Origin of the sequence: Curtobacterium sp. ODYSSEY 48 V2 (assembly GCF_023712625.1) — a bacterium.
Lineage (GTDB): Bacteria > Actinomycetota > Actinomycetes > Actinomycetales > Microbacteriaceae > Curtobacterium.
Genome location: NZ_JAMAXX010000003.1, coordinates 392,444 through 417,058, shown reverse-complemented (window position 1 = coordinate 417,058; position 24,615 = coordinate 392,444). Strand labels below are relative to the sequence as shown.

Genomic DNA, 24,615 nt, shown 5'->3' with positions numbered 1-24,615 from the left:
CAACCGGAAGCACGTCGTGCCGGGGATTCCCGTGGTGCGCCGTGCTCCCGGTTGTGCAGGCGACGGTGCGTGCCGACTCCAGCGTCGGCTCCGCCCGCATGCGCCGCTCGGGTCAGGCCGCGCCGATCGCGTCCAGCTCGCGGATCGCGTCCGCCGGCAGCGTGATGCCCGCGCCCTCGACGTTCTGCCGCAGGTGCTCCACGGATGACGTACCCGGGATGAGCAGGATGTTGTCCGAGCGCTGGAGCAGCCATGCGAGGGCGACCGACAGGCGCGACTCCCCCAACCGCTGCGCGACGGTGTCGAGCGCCTCGGACTGGATGGGCGAGAATCCGCCGAGCGGGAAGTACGGCACGTAGGCGATGCCCTCGGCCGCCGTGAGGTCGACGAGGTCGTCGTCGCCCCGCTGCGCCACGTTGTACATGTTCTGCACGCAGACCACGGGCGCGATCCGGAGGGCCTCGACGAGCTGCGCGCCCGTCACGGTCGACAGTCCGAGGTGGCGGATCTTGCCCTGCTGCTGCAGTTCGGCGAGTGCCTCGAACTGCGGTGCGATGCTGCCCGACTCCGGGGCGTCGAACCCGCCGACACGGAGGTTCACGACGTCGAGCTGCTCGAGACCGAGCCGCTCGAGGTTCGCGTGCACGTCCTCGACGAGCTGCTCGGGCTTCCGCGCCGGCGGCCACTGCCCCTTGTCGTTCCGGCGCGAACCGACCTTGGTGACGATGTGGACCTGCTCCGGGTACGGGTGCAGGGCTTCGCGGATGATCTCGTTCGTGACGTGCGGGCCGTAGAAGTCCGCGGTGTCGATGTGGGTGATGCCGAGCTCGACCGCCGTGCGCAGCACGCGGACGGCCTCGTCACGATCGGCCGGCGGGCCGAAGACGTGCGGGCCGGCGAGCTGCATCGCGCCGTAGCCGAAGCGGGTGACCTCGAGGTCGCCGAGGTCGTAGGTGCCACCGGGGAGGCTGTTCGTCGTCATGGTCCGACCATGCTCCCGATCGCTGCGGTGTGCCTGGCCCTGGTTGTCCCCTGATCCGCACACCCAGTGAGCAAAGAGACCAACCGCCGGGTCACGACGACGCGACGTTCATCGCACCAGATCCGCCTTGCCCGGCCACTCGCCGAAGTGTTCCTGTAGTTCAGAGAACGACACGATGACGGTACCCGGATCACTCTCATCACATCCGATGACTTTCCATCCAGATTGCTCGAGCGCGACCGCGAGCGGCGCACCGACGTGACCGCGCAGGACGACTCGAACGCCCGCGGCCGGCTCACCATCTCGTACCGTGCACGCGGCCTCGAGGAGTTCCTCGAACTCGGGAAAGTCCTTCACAGTGCTTCACGGTTGATCAGCTGCAAGAACGACGATCGTGGTCGGACCGAATGTCTGCGAGACTTCGCGGGATCAGCCCGTACCTGCCTCGCGCGATGTGGATCTATCCGTCAGCATCGACGGGCCAAGGACCGATCTGATCGTCAAGTGCTTGCTTGCCGAAGCTCGCTTGATAGGGAAGTTTCGCCAGGAGATCAGGATTCTTCGGGTATGCCACGTCCTTCCAGCCCGCTGCAGCCGCGATAGGCCCGATTGCGACCTGTGGATTCGTTCTGATCCTCAGGATGACGCCGCGATCAGGCTCCTTGCCCTGCACAGACCATGCAAGCGGCAGAACTTCATCGACGAGCTGCGCCACCTTCTCCTCGGATGTGCCAGCTTCGGGAGCTGTGATCTGGACTGCGATCGCGTAGTGCTTCGACAAGCCGTCCGTGGTCTGCTCGTACTCGACCGTAGCTTCGGATACATCAGGCAAGCCCGTTGAGACGCTGCGCAACCTTGTCCTGCGATTGCGTCTCGGTGGAGTTGTCGTTCGACATGGAACATCCTCCTGATGCGAGAGAAACGGCAATCAGAATCCCCAGGACGGCGGCTTTCCGCATCGTCATCTCTCGGCCTGGTAGTCGGTCACGGTCTTGCTCCCGGAAAGGGATCGGCTGACATCCACCTCGGATTGCCGGTGAGCCGGATCGGATCCGGAATGTCGATGGGCGTCTTCGGCCATCATCCCGTAGCGCGTGGCCGCGTGTGCAGAACCCACACTGACGGCCCCTTCAGTCGTACTCAACTGCCCGGCCATGCCCCGAAGAGCTGCTCCATGTCCGACTCAGAGAACGTGATCTGATACCGCAGCCTTGGGTTGCTCGCGAACTGCGGGAGATGCGATTCCCGGGCCAGCGCGACGAGGTCAACCCCGGAGGTACGACCGACCGAGAGCGCGACTCCGTTGGTCAGCTCGTGCTCGTTCACGGACCACCCGATCCGCAGCAGTTCTCGGAGCGCCGCACTCTTGCTGCCCTCCTCGAAGCCCGGGGACGGGGTGAAGTTCACCGTCGTCCCCCATTCAGATGTGAAGCCGGAACGGTAGTTCCGCATCTCCACGGAGGCTTCGGTGACTCCTCGAATCGCCGCCGCATCAGCGGACGCCTGGTCGAGAGTCCGACCAGACTGAGCACCTGACGTGCACGAGCTGAGCAAGATCGCGAAACTCGCGAAGGCCGCGACCGCAAAGTGCCTTCTCTTGAAACTCATCTGTTGACCACCCGGTCATCGTGCAGATCGCACCGGGTCCGGCTACTGATCGGCCGTTACTGTGGTCTGCGTCCTTGAGCACCGCTGCGGACAGCAGCCCCACCGGCCTCGTTTGACTGGCTCGGCTCAGAGACCCTCTGGATTGACCGTTGGCGCTGCCGCCGGCCAATCGCCCAGACGGTCCCTGAGGAGATCCGCCGGGATTATTGCGGAGGTCTTCCCAGGGAGCGCGGCACCCGTCTTCACCCAACCTGATCGCTCAAGCACCTTGCCGAGACTGACCTTGGGCGCCCCCTGCAACCCAATTCCAACTCCGTTGGCCAGTTCGCGATTTGCTTGTAGGGACCATCCAGTCTGGATTATCGCATCCACTTCCGCGTCGTCGATCGAGTCGGTTGTGGTCTTCGGGTCAAGAGTAAGGATGATCAAGGCTCGGTTGGAGTTGCTGGTGTCTAGTCCCGACGTGTTCCGCTCCACAGAGACCTCAGCAGCTTCCACGCCCGCGAGCGATCGCAGAAATTGCTCAGCCTCCTGGGTTGTCTGCCCCCGGGCGGCCGAGGCTCCCGAGCAGCCAGAAAGGAGGAGCGCCGTGGTTGTCAGCAACGACACGACGCTGCCCGCTTTCGCCCACTTACTTACCCGCACTTCGCTCCAATCGGTAGTCCTGGACCGTCTGTTGACCCTGCAGGAATCGATCAACTTCTGCCAAGCCGGGGCTGTCAGGATGTTGCCTTGCCATGATGGCATAACGCGAAGCGTTGTGCGCGGTTGCGAAGTCTTGCTCGCCCCCGTGGCCAGATAATGCGGGAGCTGGTGCACTGATCGTGTTCCAACCATCCCTTGAAGGATTTGTAGCCCCATCGAGACGCGCAACCGGGTCTTCGCGCGCTTCGAACGACGTCACCGCAGTGGAGTCGGGAATGTCCATCCGGCCGATCGGCGCACCAGCGGTAACGACTTGCTGCACGTTGAGACCCTGCGGATCCTCGGCAATGGCGCCTGCTGTGATACCGCCGAGACTGAATCCGGTGAGCATCACAGGAGCGTGACCGTCACGGATCTCCGGTATGCGGTCGAGCGTCGACCGCACCGTCTGAGCCAGCGTCGTCGAATCTCCGTAGCGCATTGCCAGGACATCCGAAGTCACATCATTTGGAACAGTACCCGCTCTTGGGTCCCATACCTGCGTGCTCGGAATCTGGACGACGAATCGCGGTCCACCCGGGCCATCAACACGCATCACGCGTAGATCCCCGTACTCCTTCGCTCCGATCCCGTCAATCTGTGCAGCACCAGCCCATAGTTCGTCGACACTCCGTGGCACGATGTTGCCGTTCTCGTCCGTCAGCAGCGGAGGTACGTAATCATCCTCCTCCGATTGCTGGGCACGACCGTACACGTCCGTGGCGATCTGATCGAGATCATTCTGCTTCTTGAGCGTGTTTCCGAGGTCGGAAGGACTTGTCGTCCCTGCTCCATCTTCGAACAAGCGCAAAGCACCGCCCTGATGTAGCAGCAACGACAGGAGGGCGTCATAACCAATGTCTCCGTGCGATCCCAATGCCGTCTCGAATGCTTTCAGGGACCAAGCGCTGAAGTTCGACGTGGAGAAGTTGTCGATGAATCTTCGCGCTACTTCCCCCGCAAATCCCCCAGATGTTCGCCAGCTCGAAGGATTACCTAGCGCGTCGCCCAGCGACACAACGAGCGCCCGACCCCCCTCCAGGAATGCCCCGGTTGCGAGCGACACTCCGAGTAGATCGACGACAGTCACCAGAGTGACCGGCAACCCCCCGATGAGCAAGGCCTGATCGACCGCTTCATCCGCGAGCGCCGCCGCCGCGGCCAGGGCGACCTCAGCAGCCTCGTACACCTTCGAGATCGACGCCGTGATGATCACGAGCGCCTCGCTGGAGACGATCGTTACGCTGAGCTGCGCCGAAGCGTTCATCACCGCGCCCTCGGCCGCGAGCGCCGTACCCGGCGACAGGATCGCCGAAGCGAGCAGGTCCCCGTCCACCGACAGCGCTCCGACCTTCGGCACGAGCGGCCCGGCGAAGCTGTTGAGCGCGCTGATCCCCGTGGTCAGGCGATCGATCTCCGCGTAGTCGACCTTGATCCCGTCAGACATCTCGATCCCTGATGAGTCCAGCGACGAGCCCGAGCAGATCCGTGCGGATCTCCTGGTCCGTCTGCGCCGTCACGGTGACCGTGCCGGCATCGGTGAGGAGTTCGGGCGTGACCTCCGAGCCACGCGCTTCCGCGTCGAGTCCGACGCTCATCCGCAGCCATCCGCGGCGGGTGCCGAACCAGTCCGCGACGAAGACCGGGCCACGGTCAGCGGTGAAGGCCTTCACGCGGAAGCCGTGCTGCACGGGCTCGGCCAGGCCACGGAACAGGCCGACCGCATCGGTCGGGACGTGCAGTTCTTCGACGACGGCATCGAGCACCCGGGCGTCGCCGCGCTGGATGGCGTCGACCAACGCTTGCGAGGCAACCGTGCTGACCGTCGTCGTCCCACGGGCCGGGTCGGTGACCTCGAGCGACGGGATGAGTTCGACGAGTGACGACCACGCCTGGTCGAGCACCGTCCCGCGCAGGTGCGCACGGCTGCCGTCGCCGGACCGCGCGCCCTGCACGGTGAGGTGCGAAGCAGCGTCGCCCCCGATGACGGTCGAGTGCGCCCACGTCGTGTCGGGGGCCCAGGCGCTCACCTGGATGACGATCGAGCCGGCGTTCTGCAGTGCGAGCGTGAGCAGGAACGGCGCGTCGAGGTCATCCGACCACGACTCAGCGTCAGCGTCGGGCTGTCGCGTGAGCACCCCGCGCTCGACCAGCGCTCCCGTGGACTGCTGGTCCTGCGCCCCCGAGGGTACGAAGGACGGCAGGACGAGACCGGGCAGGTGCTCACGGACGGTGCGTAGCTCGTCGACGGTCAGGTCCCAGTCGATGACGTCGGTCGCCGGTGCCCCGCTCATCCGACGCCGTTCCGGATGGCGGCGCCGCGCACGTCGATCCAGTCCTTCGACCCGGACGGCGGCGGTGACGGCACCTGCGCGATGAACGACCTTGCGCTCGCGACCTGGCCGTCGGAGACCTGCTGGCCACCGAGCTCGTGGACGGAGACACGGACGTGGTCGGGCTCCCCCGAGCCCGCGGCACCGATCACCTGCATGAAGCCGTTGACTGCGTTCGACGCGACGTCCTTGACGGCGTTCACGACGTTCGCCGCCAGGTGCGCGGCCTGGTTCCAGAGGTCACGTGCGATGCGTTCGGCTTCCGCGATCTGTGCCTTCACGGCGTCGACTGCCTTGGCGTGCGCATCGAGTGCGTCTGCTGCCTCGTCGAGCAGCTGCGCCTTCTTGCCGAGCTCCGTGCCCGACTCCTGGACGCGACGACGCACGGCGTCGGCGGCCTTCCCCGCCGACGACAGCCCGTCGGCCTGCGCCACGAGCGCGCTCGCCCGTGACCGCAGCCCGTCGGCGTCGTCGCGCAGCGCACGGGCCTTCGCCCGGAGCTGTGCCATCTCCCCGTACATGCTCTACCCCCAACGGAGGAGACGGCCGGCACCTGCAGCGCCGGCCGTCCCTGGTCCGGTCGTCCCGATCAGCGCCCGAGTCGCGACGCGAGCTGCTGGTCGACGTCGCCCAGCGTCTGCGCGGTCGTGCGGAGGAACTGCGCGAGGTCGTTGAGCCCGCCGATGGTGTTCTGCGCTCCGCTCGTGAAGCGGTTGTACGCCTCGTTGTAGGCACCGGAGGAACGGTCCGTCTGGAACCCGGCCTGGGTCAGCGACGCGATCTGCGCCTGCAGCTTCGACAGGGTCGCGTTGATCTCGTCACGCCCTGCGAGCAGACGGTCGGCGTTGCTGTTGAGCTCCTGGTAGGAGACGTTGATGTTGGCCACGTTGCACCCCTTCACGGTGGACTGGATCGCCAGCCCCTCCGGCGACCGCGACAACGGTAACACCGGTCCGGAACAAATCGCCCATGCGATGTCCACACCCCCGTTCGAGGGGGACGAGCGGGTCCCCGATCAGGAGGACTCGGGGTCCCGAGCGACCTGCACGCGGGTGATCCGCCCGGAGTCGACCATGATGCCGCGCCCGACGGGGAAGTCGGTCCGGGTCACCCGCGGGAACGCCGTCCGGAAGAGCGTGAGCCCGTCGGTCTCCTCCGGTTGCAGGGCGATCCCGGCACGCGCGGTCTTCAGCTCGGCGAAGAGTTGCCACGCGTTCGGGGCCGTGACCGTGTCGGCCTCGGCGAGCACGAACACCCCGGCACGGCGGGCGGCCTTGATGAGCCGCGCGACCTGGCTCTCCGCGGGCAGCCCCTCGAAGTCACCGACGTTCTCGATCACGATCACCGGGTCCGGCCCGCTCGACGCACCGCTCTCGAGCGCGGTCGCGAGCTGCGAGGCGATGGCCTCGGCGTCCGTCGCGTCCTGCGCCGCCGACGCCCAGTCGGTGGCGTCGCGCAGCGTGGACCGCCTGCCGACGACCAGGTGCGCGGGTCGGTCCGGCCACGTCGCGCGAACGGACCGCAGGACGGTCCGCATGGTGGTCGAGCGTCCGGAGCCGAAGGGTCCCGTGACCACGAAGAGGCCGTCGGTCGGGATGCCCACCGGGCCGAGGGTGTCGTCCGCGAGGCCGATCGTCGGTCGCCCGGCCACGGCGACCGGCAGCGCGCCTCGATCGACGTCCTCGGGCAGTCGGCGGATCGGCGGGGCCTCCGCGACACCACGGCGCAGCAGGTCGGCGGCGAGCTCCTCGACCGCCGCTGCCTGCGCGACGAGGTCGGCGCTGCCACCGGGCACCGCCACCTGGACCTCGTGCTCGTCGACGAGTCCCCTGCCGGGCACGGCGTCCTCGAGCACGTCCGCCGGCACGTCGGCCGCGTGGTACTCCATCTCGGTCGCCAGGCGGAGCACGATGCGCTCGCCGATCGCGGCCTGCAGGTTCGACGGGAAGGCCGCGATGCGGTCCGCACTCATCACCAGGTGCACGCCCAGCGCGCGCCCGGTCGCCGCGATCGCGACGAGCTGGTCGAAGACCGGCTGGGTGCCGAGGCGGAACTCGTACTCGTTGCGGAACGCCCCCATGCCGTCGACCAGGACGAGGATGCGCGGTTCGGCGATGCCGGTCACGTCGCGGTACTCGCTGAGGTTCGCGGCCCGGGCGGCCGCGAACCGCCCGGAGCGGTCGGCGACCGTCGACTCGAGGTCGGCCAGGAGGCGCGTGATCCGTTCGTCGTCCGGCCCGCTGATCACGGTGCCCACCGTCGGCAGCGCCTCGAGCATGCGCAGGCCACCACCGCCGAAGTCCAGTCCGGTGATCCGGACCGGGAACCGGTCCGCTGCGGCGGAGGCCGCCACCGCCACGGCGCGGAGCGCCGCGGACTTCCCGGCCCCGCCCGCGCCGAGCACGGCCACGTTGCCGGCCGCATCGAGGTCGAGACGGAACGGGGTCTGCCGCTGGGACTCGGGTAGGTCGACCGTCCCGATCACCAGTGCCGACCCGTCGGAGGCGGGCAGTGCCTCCAGGCCGACGGCATCGGGCAGCTGGTCCAGCCAAGGCTTCCGCGGGACCTCGAGGCCCTGCCGGTCCGCCGCGCGGACGATCGTGGCGGCGAGCCGCTCGATGTCGCGCGCCCGCGTCGAGTCGCGCGGTGCCCGCGGTGGACTCGGCCAGGTGCTGCCGGGGCCGAAGGGAAAGTCCTGCACGTCGACGTCCGGCTCGTGCACGACGTCGTCGGAGCGACCACCGAGGTAGGCGGTCTGGAAGTCCAGCACGCGTCCCGGGCCGATCTTGGCGGCCGCGCGACCGGGGGTGCCCGGGTCGAAGAAGGCGGCGTCGGCCACGCCGAGGACGTCCTCGCTGTCGACCGGGTCGGCGACGCGGAGGGCGATGCGGAGGTTCGTGTTCGCCCGGAGGGAGTCCTTGATGACCCCGCTCGGGCGCTGGGTCGCCATCACGAGGTGCAGTCCGAGGGACCGACCGCGCTGCGCGACGTCGATGACGCCGTCGATGAACTCCGGGATCTCGGTGGCGAGTGCGGCGAACTCGTCGATCACGATGACGAGCACGGGCGGTGCCGCCGGGTCACCGCGCTGCTCGAGCGTGACGAGGTCCTTCGCGCCACGATCGTTGAGCAGGTGCTCGCGGTACCGGAGCTCGGCCCGCAGCGAGGTGAGGGCGCGGCGGACGAGGTGCGGGTTGAGGTCGGTGACGAGCCCGACGGTGTGCGGCAGGCCGACGCACTCGGCGAACGCCGCGCCACCCTTGTAGTCGACGAGCAGGAACGTGAGTCGATCCGGCGCGTACTCGGTCGCCATGCCCATGATCCACGTCTGCAGGAACTCGCTCTTGCCGGCGCCCGTGGTCCCGCCGACGAGCGCGTGCGGGCCGTGGGCGCGGAGGTCGAGGGCGAGCGGCTCGCTCGGTCCCTGACCGACGACGGCACGGACGCCGCCGCTCTCGCGCCCGGATCCCGGTGACCACGCGGCAGTCAGGCTGTCGTTCTTCGACCACCGTTGGACGATCGCGGACGGGTCACCGGCGACGTCGCCCTCGTACAGGTCGACGAACGCCACGCTGTGCGGCAGGTCGGTCTCGTCGAGGACCCGCGCGCCGGAGTCCTGGATCGGGGCGATCGCACGGGCGACGGTCGCTGCTTCGATGCTGTCCACACGGTCGAGCTCGTCGAGCACCACGGACTGCCCGGACCGGACGAAGCCGACGGTGGCAGACCCGCTCGTCCGGTCGAGCACGATGTGCGTCCGGCAGACGACGGGCAGTGCCTGCAGCGTGGGCGCGAGCCAGAGGACGTGGACGCCGAGGTCCGGGCCCTCCTCGGCCAGGGCGACGAGACGGGCACGGTCGGCGGGTGCCTCGGCGGTGACGAGCACGACGACGGCCGGCGTCGCGGGCAGGCGGTCGACGGACTCGCCGTGGTCCTCGTCGAGGGCGCGGGACTCGTCGATGCGCGACCGGACCTGCTCACCGCGGCCCGAGCCGGCTGCACGGCGGGTCGCCACGAGTCCCTCGAGCTCGGCCAGCAGCGTCGAGGCGCCGGCGAAGTCGTGCACGAGCCCCGTGGACCGCAGTGGGCTGTAGGGCGAGTCGACGTGCGGGAGCCACTTCAGCCAGGACCACTGGTCGGTGGTGGTGCCGCCGGCGAAGGCGGTGAGCACGAGGTCCGCCGGGCTGTGCAGCCCCGCGAGCTGCACCACGAGCGACCGTGCGACGTCGTCCGCCGCCAGCCCGGTGCCGGCGACACCGATCGCGCCGGCACGTTCGAACGTCTCCACCACGGGCACCGGCCCGACCGTGGCGTACTCGTCGGCGAGTGCTTCGGCGCGGTTCCAGTCGTCGACGCTGCCGGAGTTCCTGGAGGGCAGCGTGACGGTCGACCGCGACGGCTGCGTGCCGGCACCGAAGCGGACCTCGAGGAAGGTGGTGTGCTCGGGCTTCCGGGTCCACAGCAGCGCCGAGCGGTCGCGCATCGCCGCCGTCACGACGGCCGGGGCCGGCGACTCGGCCGTCCGCGCCGCGATCTCCGTCGTGCGGGCCGCCGCCAGCCGCTCGCGCGAGTCGGCGAGCGACTCCTCGAACCGCTGGCGTTCGTCGCGGCGGCGCCGCCGGGCCTGGACACGCTGGTCGATCCACGTCCCGATCATGATGACCGGCGAGAGCGCGATGAAGATCAGCGTGTACGGCTGCTTCGTGACGAGGAACAGGACCGCGCCGAGGATGATCGGCGCGATGATCGCGATCATCGGCAGCCGGGGCTTCTCCCCCGGGACCGGGATCTCGGGCAGCGTGAACTGCCGGCCGCGGTGCGCTGGCTCGACGCGGGGCGAGCGGCTGAAGTCCACCTCGGGGACCGCGGACGCCGGGGTACCCGTGCCCGGCACGGGCGGTGCGGCGGGCAGCGGTCGGATGCGCAGCGTGGTGTCACCGACCGAGACCGTCGTCTCCGGGTCGACGAACGCCCGCGCGACGAGCCGTCCGTCGACCTCGACCCCGTTCGCGGAGTTCAGGTCGACGACCTCGACCGTGTCGCCGATCGTGACCGTGGCGTGACGACGGGAGACCAGGTCGTCCCCGGCGAGCCAGACCTGGGCCATCGCGTCGCGGCCGATCAGGTTCACCCCTTCGGACAGGGTGTACTCGTTGCCGGCATCCGGCCCGGAGACGACGTGCGCCACGGCCGCGGGGGCGTCCTCGACGTCGTCGCCGCGGCGGCGGTCGGTCGCGGCGACGACCTCGACCCGGCAGCCGGAACGGAGCGACGACTCGTGCACCGTCGCGGACGGGTTGAGCAGGCGTGGCTGCGGTCGGTCGGGGAACCACACACGCAGCGTCAGCGGGACGCCGTCGGCCGCCGTCCGCCCACGGGACAGCCGGTCGGCGAGCGAACCGATGGTCGCCGTCACGTCCGCCGTCACCACGACGTCGCGGTCTGCTCGTGGCCCCGCGATGGTCACCTTGAGTTTCACACACCACCCCCGTGCCGACCATCGTACGGGTGCACGCCGACCTGGGGACCGCCGTCGGTCAGTCCGTGGAGTGGTCCTCCCGCGGCGTGCGGACCGGCTTCGGGAACGTCGCGCGCATGTGGTCGCTCGTCAGCACGTCGCCGATGCCGATCATCAGGAGCGAGAAGAGGATCTGCTCGATGACCATCCAGAACGGGTAGAGCCCGGGGACGGCAGCGACGACCAGGGTCACGACCGGGAAGATCCTGCTGAAGAGCCGGAGGCGCTGGTACGCCCAGTAGTAGCCGAGCTGCGCCCGCCACGCGAACACGTAGAGCGTCAGGGTGATGAGGAGCACCACGGTCGCCCGGAACCAGACGGCCCAGGCCACGGTCTCCCCCGCACGGGTGAGCAGCACGGCGACGACGATCGCCGCGAGTCCGACCGCGGTCTCGGCGACGAGCAACCAGCGGATCCACCGGAACGAACGGACCGTGTCCGGGTGGGCGAGCATGTCCTCGCGGATCACGTAGTCGGCCTGTCGCCCACCGGCGAGACGGTCCAGGTGCAGCCGGCACCAGAGACGGTCGGCGAGGACGGGGAGACGCACACGTCAATGGTGCCGCATCCGGGACGTGTCCGAGGTGCGGGCCGGTCCTCGTCGGTCGACGCGGGTCCCCTCAGTCGGCGGGGACGAGCAGTGCGACGCCGAGCACCTCGTCGGTCTCGTCGTCCACCAGGGCCGCGGAACGGGTGTCCGCCTGGAGCGACGAGCCGTCGGTGATGAGCGAGAAGCCCCCGGACGTGTGTTCGTCGACGGAGGCCGTCACGACGCCGGGGGCGTGCGCGAGGGTGCTGCGGTCGGGCATCGCGTCCGGCGACAGGACGAGTCGGACCGCGCGCGTGCCCGGCGGCGAGGACAGGTCGTCGATCCGGACCGCCACGGACGACTCGTCGATGCGCTCGATCCGGACGGTCGCGGCGATCCCGTCGACCAGGGGCACCACGGTGCCGGAGACGGGCAGGACCCGGCCGACCCAGTCCTCGACGCTGCGCGGGACGTCCGGTCGTCGGTCGGCACCGGGGACCGGGGCGCCGAGGGCGTTCGACACCCCGAGCGGTCCGGCTCCGTCCGGTGCTGTCGACGCTCGGTCGGTGGCACGTGCGGTCCGCACGACGTCGTCGTCACCGGTGACGAGCCAGGCGGCACCGAGCCCGGACACGACGACGGCGAGCGCCAGCAGGCCCGCCAGGGGGCCTCGCCGTGCTCGCCGTGCCACGTCGTCGTCCGACCGCTACGTGCGCTTGCGGCGCTCGCGCACCCGCATGTTGACGTTGATCGGCGTCCCCTCGAAGCCCCACACCTCGCGCAGACGACGCGTGATGAAGCGGCGGTACTGCGGGTCGAGGAACGCCGAGGTGAAGAGCACGAACGTCGGCGGTTGGCTCGACGCCTGCGTCCCGAACAGGATGCGGGGCTGCTTGCCGCCGCGGACCGGGTGCGGGTGCTCCTGCACGAGCTCGGCGATGAAGGCGTTGACCTTGCCGGTCGGGATGCGGGTGTCCCACGACTCGAGTGCGGTCTCGAGCGCCGGGACGAGCTTCTCGAGGTGACGACCCGTCCGGGCGGAGATGTTCACGCGCGGCGCCCAGGCCACGTGCGCCAGGTCCTGCTCGATCTCGCGCTCGAGGTAGCGACGCCGGTCGTCGTCGAGCAGGTCCCACTTGTTGTAGGCCAGGACGAGTGCCCGACCGGACTCGAGGACCAGGTCGATGATGCGCAGGTCCTGCGTCGAGATCGGCTCGGTCACGTCGAGCACGACGACGGCGACCTCGGCCTTCTCGAGCGCCGCGGTCGTGCGGAGCGACGCGTAGAAGTCCGCGCCCTGCTGCAGGTGCACGCGCTTCCGGATGCCGGCGGTGTCGACGAAGCGCCAGACGCGCCCGCCGAGCTCGATCTGCTCGTCCACCGGGTCGCGCGTGGTGCCCGCGAGGTCGTTGACGACGACGCGCTCCTCGCCCGCCGCCTTGTTCAGCAGCGAGCTCTTGCCGACGTTCGGGCGCCCGAGGATCGCGACGCGACGGGGGCCGCCGACCTCCTGCTTGGCGACGGCCGACGTGTCGGGGAGCGTCGTGATGATGAGGTCCATCAGGTCCGCGACACCGCGGCCGTGCAGCGCCGAGACGGGGTGCGGCTCGCCGAGCCCGAGGTTCCAGAGCTCGAAGGCGTCGAGGTCACGGCGGTCGTCGTCGGCCTTGTTCGCCACGACGATGACCGGACGGTCGGTCCCACGGAGCATCTTCACGACGTGCTCGTCGGTGGCGGTGATGCCGACCGTGACGTCGACGACGAAGAGCACGGCGTCGGCCAGGTCGACGGCGACCTCGGCCTGGGCGGCGACCGAGGCGTTGATGCCGCGGGCGTCGGGCTCCCACCCGCCGGTGTCGACGAGCGTGAAGCGCTTGTCGTTCCACTCGGCCTTGTAGCTCACGCGGTCGCGGGTGACGCCGGGGACGTCCTGCACGACGGCCTCGCGTCGACCGATGATGCGGTTGACGAGCGCCGACTTGCCGACGTTCGGCCGCCCGACGATCGCGAGCACCGGGTACGCGGGCAGGTAGTGGACGCCGTCCTCGCCGAGTTCGCCGGCGTCGAGGAGCGCGACGTCCTCGTCGTCGAGCTCGTACTCGTCGAGCCCGACGCGGAGCGCGTTCGCACGCTGGTCCGCCTCGGCGTCGTCGAGTCCGGCGAGCCGTTCGCCGAGCGCGTCGTCGTACTCCGGGAAGTCGTCGTTGTCGTGGCTGTCCTGCTGGGCCATGGTGGGTTTCCTCGTGTGCGACCGGAGCCGCGGTGTCGGTGGCCGGTGCCGGCCGGGCCGGTTCCCCGGCCGTGGTGACCGGGCAGCCCGGTCGTGGTGACCGGGCGGCGCCCGGTCGTGCGTCAGTGCGTGGCCGCTCGGGCCAGGTCGACGACCGCCTGGACGGTCTGGTCGAAGTCGAGGTCGGTGGAGTCGAGCGTCGTGACGCCGTCGGCGGCGTTCATGAAGTCGACGACCTTCGCGTCCGCCGCGTCTCGACGGGCGAGTGCGGCGGAGGTCTCGGCGGCTGACTGCGTGGTGACCTCTGCCGAGCGCCGAGCCATCCTAACCGACTCGTCGGCGGTCAGCAGGATGCGGACCTCGGCATCGGGTGCGACGACCGTGGTGATGTCGCGCCCCTCGGTGATGATGCCCTGCGCGTCGGCCTTCCGCATGACCTGTCGGAAGAGCTGCACGAGCTTCTCGCGGACCTCGGGCAGCTTCGCGATGTGCGCGACCGCTGCGGTGACCTCCGGCGTGCGGATCGCGTCGGTCACGTCGGTGTCGCCGACGCGCACGAAGTACTCGTCGGGGTCGGTGCCGATCGCGTAGTCGAAGGTGTCCCAGCTCGCCACGACGGCCGCGGGGTCGTCGAGGTCGATGCCCTGCTGCAGTGCGTGCCACGCCAGGGCGCGGTAGGCGGCACCGGTGTCCTGGTACCCGAAGCCCAGCGCACGGGCCGCGGCGCGCGAGACGCTCGACTTGCCGCTGCCCGCGGGTCCGTCGACCGCGATGACGGTCTTCGCCACGAAGGCGCCCTGCGGCAGACCGGACGGGACCGGGGCGCTGGTCGAACCCGGCTCGCCACCGGGGGTGCCCAGGCCGCCGGCCGGCCCGCCGAGCGCGCCGCCGTCGGCTCCGCCGGCCGCTCCGTCGCCCGGCGGCGTCGGGGTGGGCAGGCCGGAGTCGGGGCCCTCGGGTCCCCCGGTGACGCCGGACTCGTCCAGGGTGACGTGCGTGTCGTCGTTCATGCCCATGCTGCTGCGATCCTCCATCCGCGCCCCTCGAGTTCCTCGACGAGTCGCTGTTCCTGCTCGGGCACGACCGACACCTCGACGATGCCGATCGGTGCGCCCGGTGAGTGCTCGAGGCGCATGTCCTCGAGGTTGATGCCGATCTCCCCGATGAACTGCAGGAGTGCGGCGATCTGCCCCGGGGTGTCGTCGACGAGGACGACCACCTGGGCGAAGCGCTTGGTCGTACCGTGCTTGCCGGGGAGCCGCTCGACCCCGCGGTTGCCGGCGGCGATGGTCTCGGCGATCGTCCGGGGGGACCCCTGGCCGTCCGGGTCGTCGAGCGCGCGGAGGACCCGGTCGAGGTCGTCACGCAGGTCCGTCAGCACCGGCCGGATGTTCGCGGCGTTCGCCCCGATGATCTGCACCCACAGGCCGGGGTCGCTGGCGGCGATCCGCGTGACGTCGCGGACACCGCCGCCCGCCAGGTCGAGCGACCCGTCGGGGGCTTCCTGCAGCCGCGCGGCCATCAGGGTCGAGACGAGCTGCGGCGCGTGCGAGACGTACGCGACGGCGAGGTCGTGGGAGTCCGGCTCCATCGGGACGACCGTCGCTCCCACGTCGAGGGCGAGGTCCTCGACCACCGCGGCACGCTGGTAGGAGATGGCGTCGTGGCCGGCGATCACCCACGGGCGTCCGACGAACAGGTCTGCCCGCGCCGCCGTCGGTCCGCTGCGCTCCCGGCCCGCCATCGGGTGCGACCCGATGTACCGGCTGACGTCGGCGCCCGATGCCCGCAGGCGTTCGAGCGGCCCGGTCTTCACGCTCGCGACGTCGGTCACGACCGCGCGCGGGAACGCGACGAGCTCACGCTCGACCACCGCTGCCACCACGTCCGGCGGGACCGCGACCACGATGAGCTCCGGCTCGTCGCCGTCGGCCGGTCGACGACCCGCGCCGTAGTCGACGGCGAGCGCCAGCGCGGCCGGTGAGACGTCGTCGAGCACGACGTCGACGCCCTTCTCGCGCAGGGCGAGCCCGATCGAGGCGCCGAGCAGCCCGGCGCCGACGACCCGGACGGGTCCGCGCAGCCGCCGGTCGATGTCCGGTTCGGCGAGCGGGGCGGGGGCGTCGGTCACGGGCCTCAGCCTACCGAGCGTCAGTCGGCAGCCTCCTCGTCGGCGTCGCCCTGTGCAGCACCCTTCGCGTCGCGGGCGATGCGGAGGAGCGCCCCGAGCTCGACCGTGGACAGCTCGCGCACCCTGCCGATCGGCAGCGATCCGAGCTGCAGCGGGCCGAACGACCGGCGCACGAGCTCGAGCACCGGGTGGTCGACCGCGTCGAGCATGCGTCGCACGATCCGGTTGCGCCCCGAGTGCAGGCTGATCTCGACCAGGGACTCACCGCGAGCGGACTCCAGCAGCCGGACCTTGTCCGCGGCGATCGGTCCGTCCTCGAGTTCCACCCCGTCGAGCAGCCGCTGCACCGTCGCCGGGTTCACGTTGCCCGCGACCTTGGCGATGTAGGTCTTCGTCACGCCGAACGACGGGTGGGCCAGCACGTGTGCCAGGTCGCCGTCGTTCGTCAGCAGGAGCAGCCCGGACGTCTCGGTGTCGAGCCGACCGACGTTGAACAGGCGCTCCTCGTACCGGTCGACGAACTCCGACAGGTCGCGTCGACCGCGCTCGTCCTGCAGGCTCGACACGATCCCGACCGGCTTGTTGAGCAGCACGTACCGCCGGGAGCTGTCGACCTGCACCGGCACGCCGTCCACCGCGATCGCGTCCGTCTCGGGGTCGACGCGGCGTCCGAGGGCGTCGACGACCTCACCGTTGACGGTGACGCGACCCTCGACGATCAGGTTCTCCGCGACCCGCCGGGACGCGATGCCCGCAGCGGCGATCACCTTCTGCAGACGCTCGCCGTCGGCCTGGAGGCTCGGGGCACCTCCGGCGGACGACCCAGCCTCGGTCGCGTCCCAGTCGGGGATGACCGGACGTTCGGGCGTGCCCTCCACCGGGACGCCGTGCTCGTCACGAGCGCCCTCCGGGCGCGGCGTCGTCCCGCGCTCCGCGCTGCTCGGCACGCGTCCCCGCGCGCCCGCGCCCGGCCGGTCACCGTTGCGTGCGGTGGTCGTGCCGCCGACGTAGCGACGGCCGTTGTGCCAGACGGTGCTCGGTCGGCCGTCGGGGGTTCGGCGGTCCTCGCGCGCTGGGTCACGGCGGTCGTCACGGCGGTCGTCCCGGCGGTCGGCGCTGCGGTCCGGTCGGCTACCGGCGTCGCGACGGTCTGCGCCGCGGCGGTCGTCCTCGCGCCCGCGGTACCCACCGCGCTCGCCACCGGACCGGTCGTCACGGCCGCGGTACCCACCGCGCTCGCCACCGGACCGGTCGTCGCGGCCGCGGTACCCACCGCGCTCGCCACCGGACCGGTCGTCACGGCCGCGGTACCCACCGGAGCGGTCGTCTTCGCGACGGACGAACCCGCCGCGGTCGTTGCTGCGCTGGTCGGTGTCGCGGCTCACGAACCGTCCGCGGTCACCACCGGATCGCTCGTCCCTGCCGCGGTACCCGCCACGGTCAGCACCGGAACGGTCGTCGCGCCCGCGGTACCCACCACGCTCACCACCCGAACGGTCATCGCGCCCGCGGTACCCACCACGCTCACCACCCGAACGGTCATCGCGCCCGCGGTACCCACCACGCTCACCACCCGAACGGTCATCGCGCCCGCGGTACCCGCCCTGGTCCGAGCCGCCGCGGTACCCACCACGCTCACCACCCGAACGGTCATCGCGCCCGCGGTACCCACCACGGTCACCACCGGCACGATCCTCACGCCCGCGGTGGCCGCCGCGGTCGCCACCCGTCGGACGCTCCTCGCGTCCGCGGTACCCGCCACGGTCCTCACCGGACCGGCCGTCCGCACGGCCGGGACCAGCGGCGCGGTCGCGCCCCGCGCCTCCAGACCGACCCGAGCCGGAGCGGTCGGAACCGCGACCGTACCCGCCGGAGCGTCCGTCGGATCCCCCTCGGGACCCACCTCGTCGTTCGTCCTCAAACGCGGCCATCGGGGATCCCTTCGTTGTGCCCGAAACCGTCCGCGCCGTCCTCCAGCAGAGGCGAGATCAGCGGCAGTTCGTCGAGCGAGTTGATGCCGAGCTGCTGGAGCAGCAGGTCGGACGTGACGTAGTTGACGGCCCCGGTCTCGGCGTCGGTGAACGACTCCTCGATGAGCCCCCGGGCGACGAGCGTGCGGACGACACCGTCGACGTTCACCGCTCGGATCGAGGCGATCTGCGACCGGGTGATCGGCTGCTTGTAGGCGACGACCGCGAGGGTCTCGAGCGCGGCCTGCGACAGTCGGGCCGGCCGCTCGGCCTCGACGAACTGCTCGACGACGTCGTCGAGCTCGCGCCGCACGTAGAAGCGCCAGCCGCCGCCGACCTCACGGAGCTCGAAGCCGCGACGGACGGTGCCGTCGACACCGTCGAAGTCGGCGACGAGCCGCTCGATCGCCTGTCGGACGGCGGGCACCGGCGCGCCCACCGCGGCACCGAGCGACACGAGCGACTGGGGCTCGTCGGCGATCATCAGGATGGCCTCGAGCTGCCGGTCGACCGGCAGGTCCGGGTGCGGGGTGTGCTGGGCGTGCAGTTCCTGCTCGACCGCGCGGGCCTCGGCGACCTCGTCCGCTCCCCCGGGCTCGGCACTCGACGCGGCGGCACGTGTGTCATCCGTCATAGTCGGCTCCCAGGTTCGCGAGGCTCTCGTCGGACCAGTCCTCGGCGGTCCAGCGGAGTGTCAGCTCCCCCAGCGGTTCGAACTGCTCGAACGAGATCGACGCGTTCCGGTACAGCTCCAGGATCGCCAGGAAGCGAGCCACAACGATACCCGTCTCCGAGACGCCGGCCACCAGCTCACGGAACGACACGTCCTCGTCGGCGCGGGTCCGGAGGATCGACACGACGATCGCGGCCTGCTCCCGGATGCTCACGAGCGGGGCGTGCAGGTGGTCCAACCCCACGGTCGGGATCTCCCGCGGTGCGAAGGCCAGCGTCGCGATCGCGGCGAAGTCCTGCACCGACAGCGTCCAGACGAGCTCCGGCGTGCGGGCGCGGAACCGTTCCTCGAGGCGGACCTTGCGGACGTGCCGGCGGGACTCCTGCTGCCACCGTGCCCCGAACCACTCCGCGGCCTGCTTGAACGCCCGGTACTGCAGGAGACGTGCGAAGAGCAGGTCGCGGGCCTCCAGCAACGCCACGTCCTCGGCGTCGACGAGCTCACCCTGCGGGAGCAGCCCGGCGATCTTCAGGTCGAGCAGGGTGGCCGCGACCACGAGGAACTCACTGGCCTCGTCGAGCTCGTCGGCGGACTCGGCCTGGCGGACGTACTGGATGAACTCGCCGGTGACGGCGCCGAGGGAGACCTCGGTGATGTCGAGCTCGTGCTTCGTGATCAGCGAGAGCAGCAGGTCGAAGGGACCGTCGAAGTTGCGCAGTCGGACCCGGAAGCCCGGGGTGGTCGTGGTGCCCGCGGGTGCGCCGTCGACGGCGCCGTCGACGGCGCTGCGGTCGGCCGGCGTCGTCGGGTCGGCCGATGACCTCGGTGGGTCAGGCGACGGCGCCACGCTCGACGAGCTCCCTGGCGAGCGCCCGGTACGCGTGCGCCGCGGCGTGCTCCGGCGCCGTCTGCGTGATCGGTCGCGCCGAGACCGTCGCGTCCGGGAACTTCACCGTCCGGCTGATGACCGTGTCGAGCACGTGGTCGTCGAAGGTCTCCACCACGCGCTCCATGACCTCGCGCGAGTGCAGCGTCCGCGAGTCGTACATGGTCGCGAGGATGCCGTCGAGCCGCAGCGCCGGGTTGAGCCGGTCACGCACCTTGTCGATCGTCTCGATGAGCAGCGCCACGCCACGCAGCGCGAAGAACTCGCACTCGAGCGGGATGAGCACACCGTGTGCTGCCGTCAGGGCGTTGACCGTCAGCAGGCCGAGGGACGGCTGGCAGTCGACCAGGATCAGGTCGTAGTCGTTCGACACCTTGCGGAGGACGCTCGCCAGGATCTGCTCGCGGGCGACCTCGTTGACGAGGTGGACCTCGGCGGCGGACAGGTCGATGTTCGCGGGGATCACGTCGAGCATCGGCACGTTCGTCTGGCGGATGACCTCGCGCGGGTCCTTCACGGAACCCATCAGCAGGTCGTAGACCGTGGGCACGTCGTGGGTGCGGACCCCGAGGCCGGCGGACAGGGCGCCCTGCGGGTCGAAGTCGACGGCGAGGACCCTGCGGCCGTACTCGGCGAGCGCGGCGCCGAGGTTGATCGACGTCGTGGTCTTGCCGACGCCGCCCTTCTGGTTGCAGAGCGCGATGATGCGAGCCGGGCCGTGGCCGTCGAGCGGCGCGGGCACCGGGAACTGCCGGACGGGCCGACCGGTGGGGCCGACCGGGGTCTGCTCGGAGCCGGGGGTGGTCGTCGGGTTCGTGCTCACCCCGTCATCGTACCGGCGTGGCGCGAGCGGCCCCCGTCGCACCGCCGCACGGGCCGCAGCGGGCGGGACGGCGCCGGGCCGTGCCTCCCGGCCGCACGGTCGGTCCTGCGTCAGGCGGGTCGCAGCGCCACGCGCATGCTGTCCACCCGGTCCGCGATCACGGCGTCCGCCGTCCACCGCTGCTGCAGCCGGCCGACGAGCGCCTGGACGGCAGCCTGGTCGAGCCCCGGGTGCAGCGCCAGCCCGACCGTCAGCTCGGCACCGGCGAAGCGTCCGAGCGGGTCGCCCGGCGACAGCTCGACGCGTGCGACGGCGGACTCGTCGACGACGGAGGCGGCGAAGGCCTGCCCGACCTCGGCGTCCTCGAAGCACGGCGTCCACGGCAGGTCCTGCCCGATCGCCCACACGGCGGGTCGACGGAGCACGAACTCGGTCGGCGCGGTCGGGTCCAGCACGACGAGCTGCGTCTCCTCGCTCGCCGCAGCCATCGCCACCCGGCGTGCGTCCGCGGGGACCGGTCGGGCGGTGGCGTCCCAGGACCGCATCGCCTCGGCGGACGTGAACGCCGGCATGACGCTGCGCCCGTCGGGGCCGGCGACGGTGACGATCGACAGCTCCTGGGTCTTGTCGACGAGCTTCCCGTCGGGGGTGTGCCCGACGTCACCGGCCTCGGCCACGAGCGGGATGAGCAGTCGTGCGCCACGCAGGGCCTCGACGACCTCTCGCTGCGACCCGCCCTGCTGCAGGGCGGTGATCGCGGCGACGAGCGCCGGGTCCGCCAGGCCGTCGTCGTCGGCGTAGACGTCGTCGTGGGCGTCGAAGGTCCGTCCCGCCCACGGGTTCCCCGCCGAGTCCGCGGCACCGCCCGGGGTGTGGGCGTCGTCGTGCGCCCCCGATGCCGGTGCCTCGGGCCCGGTGCCGCGACCGTTCGAGATGCCCGCCACGGTGCCTACTCCGAGGCGATGTCGAGGGCGGCCGGCAGCGTGAAGGCGCCGGAGTACAGCGCCTTGCCGATGATGGCGCCCTCGAGACCGTGCGGCACCAGCTCGCGCAGCGCTCGGAGGTCCTCGAGCGTCGAGATGCCGCCCGAGGCCACCACGGGCTGGTCGGTGCGGTCGCAGACCTCGCGCAGGAGCTCGACGTTCGGCCCCTGCAGCGTGCCGTCCTTCGTGACGTCGGTCACCACGTAGCGGGCGCACCCGGCGGCCTCGAGCCGGTCGAGCACCTCCCACAGGTCCCCGGCGTCCTCGGTCCAGCCGCGGCTCGCCAGCGTGGTTCCGCGGACGTCGAGTCCGACGGCGATCTGCTCGCCGTACTCGCCGATGACGCGCGCAGCCCACTCGGGCTTCTCGAGCGCCGCGGTGCCGAGGTTGACGCGCGCAGCACCGGTCGCGAGCGCCGCCTCGAGCGAGGCGTCGTCGCGGATCCCGCCGGAGAGCTCGACCGAGACGCCCTCGACCTCGCGGATCGCCTTCGCGATGACCGCCCGGTTGTCACCGCGCCCGAACGCCGCGTCGAGGTCGACGAGGTGGATCCACTCCGCACCCTGGTCGCGCCAGGTGCGGGCCGCGGCGACGGGGTCGCCGTACGAGGTCTCGCTGCCGGCCTCGCCCTGCGTGAGGCGGACGGCCTGGCCGTCGACGACGTCGACGGCGGGCAGCAGGACGAGGGGCGGGGTCGAGGTGAGGTCGGTCATGGTCCTGTCGGTTCTCGATGCGGTGTGGTGCGGCCGTCGTGGCGGCGCGGCCGGTCCGGCTCTGGTTCCCGTTGCGGCCGGGAGGCGCGGCGTGCGACCGTCGGGCGGTCGTCCGCCCGGTGGACGGCCGGGTCAGAGCGAGTCGACCCAGTTGCGGAGCAGCCGGATGCCCGGCTCCCCCGACTTCTCCGGGTGGAACTGCGTGGCCGTCAGTGGGCCGTTCTCCACCGCGGCGACGAACCGCTGCCCGTGCTCGGCCCAGGTCAGACGCGGCGCACGGAACGGGCCGTAGGCGTCGAGCGGGAAGTCCGTCACGCCGTACGAGTGGACGAAGTAGAACCGTTCGTCGTGCAGGCCGTCGAAGAGCACGGAGTCCTCGGGGGCCTCGACCGTGTTCCAGCCCATGTGCGGCAGGACCTCGGCACGGATCTCCTCGACCGTGCCCGGCCACTGGCCGAGCCCCTCGACGTCCGCACCGCGCTCGACCCCGCGGGCGAACATGACCTGCATGCCGACGCAGATGCCGAGCACCGGTCGCCCGCCGGCCAGACGGTGGTCGACGATCTCGCCGCCGCGGACGCCCTCGAGCTGGTCGACGACGGCGGCGAACGCGCCGACACCCGGCACGAGCAGACCGTCGGCGCGGAGCGCGGCCTGCTTGTCGGCGGTCAGGGTGACGTCGGCGCCGGCGCGCTCGAGCGCCTTGGCAGCCGAGTGGACGTTGCCCGATCCGTAGTCGAGGACGACGACGTTCGGCTTCGCGGTCACAGCTTCCCCTTCGTGGACGGGATGCCGTCGACCCGCGGATCGAGCTCGACGGCGCGGCGCAGCGCGCGCGCGAAGGCCTTGAACTCGGCCTCGGCGATGTGGTGCGGGTCACGGCCACCGAACACACGGACGTGCACCGTGATGCCGGCGTTGAACGTGATCGCCTCGAACACGTGGCGCACCATCGAACCGGTGAAGTGCCCACCGATCCGGTGGAACTCGAACCCCTCGGGCTCACCGGAGTGCACGAGGAAGGGACGACCGGAGACGTCCACCACGGCCTGGGCCAGGGCTTCGTCGAGCGGGACGAGCGCGTCGCCGTAACGGCCGATGCCGGCACGGTCGCCGAGGGCCTGCTTCAGGGCCTGCCCGAGCACGATGCCCGTGTCCTCGACCGTGTGGTGCACGTCGATGTCGGTGTCGCCCGTCGAGCGCACGCGGAGGTCGATGAGCGAGTGCTTGCTGAACGCCGTCAGCATGTGGTCGAAGAAGGGCACGCTCGTCGAGACGTCGGACGAACCGGTGCCGTCCAGGTCGAGCGAGAGCTCGATGCTCGACTCGCTGGTGCTCCGGCTGATCGAGGCGGTGCGGGCGGTCATGCGTCAACCCTAACCGGCGGCTGCACGGCGGCCACGCGGCGCATGGCCTCGAGGAACGCGGTGGTCTCCTCCTCCGTCCCCGCACTCACGCGCAGGTGGTTCGGGATGCCGAGGTCGCGCACGATGACGCCCTGGTCGAGCAGGGCCTCGAACGCCGCGTTCGGGTCGGCGACCCCGCCGAACAGGACGAAGTTCGACCAGGTCTCGTACGTGCGGTACCCCATCGCCCGGAGCTCCGTGACCATCCGGTCACGCTGCTGCTTGATGTCGTCGACCATCGCCAGCATCACCGGGGCGTGCCGGAGCGCCGCCACCGCCGCCGCCTGCGTCAGCGCGGACAGGTGGTACGGCAGCCGCACCAGGCGGAGCGCGTCGACCACGGCGGGGTCGGCCGCCAGGTACCCCACGCGGGCTCCGGCGAAGGCGAAGGCCTTGCTCATCGTGCGGGAGACCACGAGCCGCGGACGGCCGGGCAGCAGCGTGACGGCGCTCGGGGCGTCCGAGGGCATGAACTCGGCGTAGGCCTCGTCCACCATCACGATGCCGTCCGTCGCGTCGTAGGCCGCGCGGATCGTCTCGATGTCGAGCGGGGTGCCCGTCGGGTTGTTCGGGCCGCACAGGAACACGATGTCGGGTCGGTGCTCCCGGATGGCCGCGACGACCGTCTCCGGCGCGATGCGGAACTCGTCGTCGCGCTGCGCGGGGATCCAGCGCGTGCCGGTGCCGGACGCGAGGATCGAGTGCATCGAGTACGTGGGCGGGAACCCGAGCACCGACCGGCCCGGGCCACCGAACGCCTGCAGGAGCTGCTGCAGGACCTCGTTCGACCCGTTCGCCGCCCACAGGTGCGCAGGGGTGAGCTGCTGCCCGGCGGAGAGTCCACCGTTCAGGTAGCCCGCGAGGGACTCCCGGAGCTCGGTGAACTCGCGGTCGGGGTAGCGGTTCACGGTCGTCAGGGCCTGCCGGATCGAGGCGACGATGTCCTCGGCGACGGCCTCCGGTACGGGATGCGTGTTCTCGTTGACGTTGAGCTGGACGCGCACGTGCTTCTGCGGAGCCCCGTACGGGCTCTGCCCACGGAGGTCGTCACGGATCGGGAGGTCTTCGAGCGTGGTGTCCACCGACCCATCGTAGGCCGGGACCCCCGGACGGCGACCGGCCGTCCGGACGGTGGTCAGGCGAGCG

The 24,615-nt window shown here is 70.9% G+C and carries 24 protein-coding genes; all 24 read right to left on the bottom strand.

Features of this window, described 5'->3' with window-relative positions; all coding sequences use genetic code 11:
* Nucleotides 1-112: 112 nt before the first annotated feature.
* Entirely contained in the window at nt 113-982 is an 870-nt protein-coding gene (locus tag M3666_RS06965) for an oxidoreductase (RefSeq protein WP_066653379.1), read from the bottom strand.
* A 108-nt stretch (nt 983-1,090) separates the two neighbouring features.
* Entirely contained in the window at nt 1,091-1,339 is a 249-nt protein-coding gene (locus tag M3666_RS06960; RefSeq protein WP_209686016.1) for a hypothetical protein, read from the bottom strand.
* A gap of 103 nt (nt 1,340-1,442) precedes the next feature.
* Nucleotides 1,443-1,814: a hypothetical protein gene (locus tag M3666_RS06955; protein WP_251154841.1), complete on the bottom strand. Its 372-nt coding sequence runs from the start codon at nt 1,812-1,814 to the stop codon at nt 1,443-1,445.
* A gap of 308 nt (nt 1,815-2,122) precedes the next feature.
* Nucleotides 2,123-2,590, bottom strand: coding sequence for a hypothetical protein (locus M3666_RS06950; RefSeq protein ID WP_209686020.1), 468 nt, complete (start codon nt 2,588-2,590; stop codon nt 2,123-2,125).
* A gap of 631 nt (nt 2,591-3,221) precedes the next feature.
* On the bottom strand, nt 3,222-4,721 hold the full coding sequence (locus M3666_RS06945) for a hypothetical protein (protein ID WP_251154840.1): 1,500 nt from the start codon (nt 4,719-4,721) through the stop codon (nt 3,222-3,224).
* Nucleotides 4,714-5,568, bottom strand: coding sequence for a hypothetical protein (locus tag M3666_RS06940; RefSeq protein ID WP_251154839.1), 855 nt, complete (start codon nt 5,566-5,568; stop codon nt 4,714-4,716). Before M3666_RS06940 ends, M3666_RS06945 begins: the two co-directional genes overlap by 8 nt.
* Nucleotides 5,565-6,116: a hypothetical protein gene (locus M3666_RS06935; RefSeq protein WP_144411262.1), complete on the bottom strand. Its 552-nt coding sequence runs from the start codon at nt 6,114-6,116 to the stop codon at nt 5,565-5,567. The genes M3666_RS06940 and M3666_RS06935 overlap by 4 nt, the downstream gene beginning before the upstream one ends.
* A gap of 80 nt (nt 6,117-6,196) precedes the next feature.
* Nucleotides 6,197-6,493 (bottom strand): WXG100 family type VII secretion target, encoded by a 297-nt coding sequence (locus M3666_RS06930; protein ID WP_058728075.1) that lies wholly within the window; start codon nt 6,491-6,493, stop codon nt 6,197-6,199.
* 129 nt (nt 6,494-6,622) lie between these two features.
* Nucleotides 6,623-11,086 carry an FtsK/SpoIIIE domain-containing protein gene (locus M3666_RS06925; RefSeq protein WP_251154838.1) on the bottom strand — a complete coding sequence of 1,488 codons (4,464 nt, stop codon included), beginning with the start codon at nt 11,084-11,086 and terminating at the stop codon, nt 6,623-6,625.
* Between the two features lie 58 nt (nt 11,087-11,144).
* On the bottom strand, nt 11,145-11,675 hold the full coding sequence (locus M3666_RS06920) for a hypothetical protein (protein WP_209686029.1): 531 nt from the start codon (nt 11,673-11,675) through the stop codon (nt 11,145-11,147).
* Nucleotides 11,676-11,745: 70 nt separating this feature from the next.
* A complete protein-coding gene (locus tag M3666_RS06915; protein WP_251154837.1) occupies nt 11,746-12,345 on the bottom strand; it encodes a hypothetical protein in 600 nt (199 codons plus the stop codon).
* 15 nt (nt 12,346-12,360) lie between these two features.
* Nucleotides 12,361-13,884: a ribosome biogenesis GTPase Der gene (gene der, locus M3666_RS06910; RefSeq protein ID WP_066653326.1), complete on the bottom strand. Its 1,524-nt coding sequence runs from the start codon at nt 13,882-13,884 to the stop codon at nt 12,361-12,363.
* A 122-nt stretch (nt 13,885-14,006) separates the two neighbouring features.
* The gene (cmk, locus tag M3666_RS06905; RefSeq protein WP_285841182.1) at nt 14,007-14,690 is read right to left on the bottom strand and encodes a (d)CMP kinase; all 684 of its coding nucleotides are present in this window, start codon (nt 14,688-14,690) and stop codon (nt 14,007-14,009) included.
* 200 nt (nt 14,691-14,890) lie between these two features.
* Nucleotides 14,891-16,024 (bottom strand): prephenate dehydrogenase, encoded by a 1,134-nt coding sequence (locus tag M3666_RS06900; RefSeq protein WP_374109571.1) that lies wholly within the window; start codon nt 16,022-16,024, stop codon nt 14,891-14,893.
* A gap of 11 nt (nt 16,025-16,035) precedes the next feature.
* Nucleotides 16,036-16,791, bottom strand: coding sequence for a pseudouridine synthase (locus tag M3666_RS06895; RefSeq protein ID WP_251154861.1), 756 nt, complete (start codon nt 16,789-16,791; stop codon nt 16,036-16,038).
* 605 nt (nt 16,792-17,396) lie between these two features.
* Nucleotides 17,397-17,699: a hypothetical protein gene (locus M3666_RS06890; RefSeq protein WP_251154835.1), complete on the bottom strand. Its 303-nt coding sequence runs from the start codon at nt 17,697-17,699 to the stop codon at nt 17,397-17,399.
* A 233-nt stretch (nt 17,700-17,932) separates the two neighbouring features.
* The gene (scpB, locus tag M3666_RS06885) at nt 17,933-18,619 is read right to left on the bottom strand and encodes an SMC-Scp complex subunit ScpB (protein ID WP_285841128.1); all 687 of its coding nucleotides are present in this window, start codon (nt 18,617-18,619) and stop codon (nt 17,933-17,935) included.
* A complete protein-coding gene (locus M3666_RS06880; protein ID WP_374109569.1) occupies nt 18,609-19,505 on the bottom strand; it encodes a ScpA family protein in 897 nt (298 codons plus the stop codon). Before M3666_RS06880 ends, scpB begins: the two co-directional genes overlap by 11 nt.
* Nucleotides 19,489-20,367, bottom strand: coding sequence for a ParA family protein (locus tag M3666_RS06875; protein ID WP_066653324.1), 879 nt, complete (start codon nt 20,365-20,367; stop codon nt 19,489-19,491). The genes M3666_RS06880 and M3666_RS06875 overlap by 17 nt, the downstream gene beginning before the upstream one ends.
* 110 nt (nt 20,368-20,477) lie before the next feature.
* Nucleotides 20,478-21,302 carry an SseB family protein gene (locus M3666_RS06870; protein ID WP_066657963.1) on the bottom strand — a complete coding sequence of 275 codons (825 nt, stop codon included), beginning with the start codon at nt 21,300-21,302 and terminating at the stop codon, nt 20,478-20,480.
* A gap of 14 nt (nt 21,303-21,316) precedes the next feature.
* Nucleotides 21,317-22,063: a bifunctional 1-(5-phosphoribosyl)-5-((5-phosphoribosylamino)methylideneamino)imidazole-4-carboxamide isomerase/phosphoribosylanthranilate isomerase PriA gene (gene priA / locus M3666_RS06865; RefSeq protein WP_066653322.1), complete on the bottom strand. Its 747-nt coding sequence runs from the start codon at nt 22,061-22,063 to the stop codon at nt 21,317-21,319.
* A 132-nt stretch (nt 22,064-22,195) separates the two neighbouring features.
* Nucleotides 22,196-22,831: an imidazole glycerol phosphate synthase subunit HisH gene (gene hisH, locus M3666_RS06860; protein ID WP_066653320.1), complete on the bottom strand. Its 636-nt coding sequence runs from the start codon at nt 22,829-22,831 to the stop codon at nt 22,196-22,198.
* Complete coding sequence (gene hisB / locus M3666_RS06855) at nt 22,828-23,430, bottom strand: imidazoleglycerol-phosphate dehydratase HisB (RefSeq protein ID WP_251154834.1); 603 nt, start codon at nt 23,428-23,430, stop codon at nt 22,828-22,830. The genes hisH and hisB overlap by 4 nt, the downstream gene beginning before the upstream one ends.
* Entirely contained in the window at nt 23,427-24,551 is a 1,125-nt protein-coding gene (locus M3666_RS06850; RefSeq protein WP_251154833.1) for a histidinol-phosphate transaminase, read from the bottom strand. Before M3666_RS06850 ends, hisB begins: the two co-directional genes overlap by 4 nt.
* Nucleotides 24,552-24,615 lie beyond the last annotated feature (64 nt).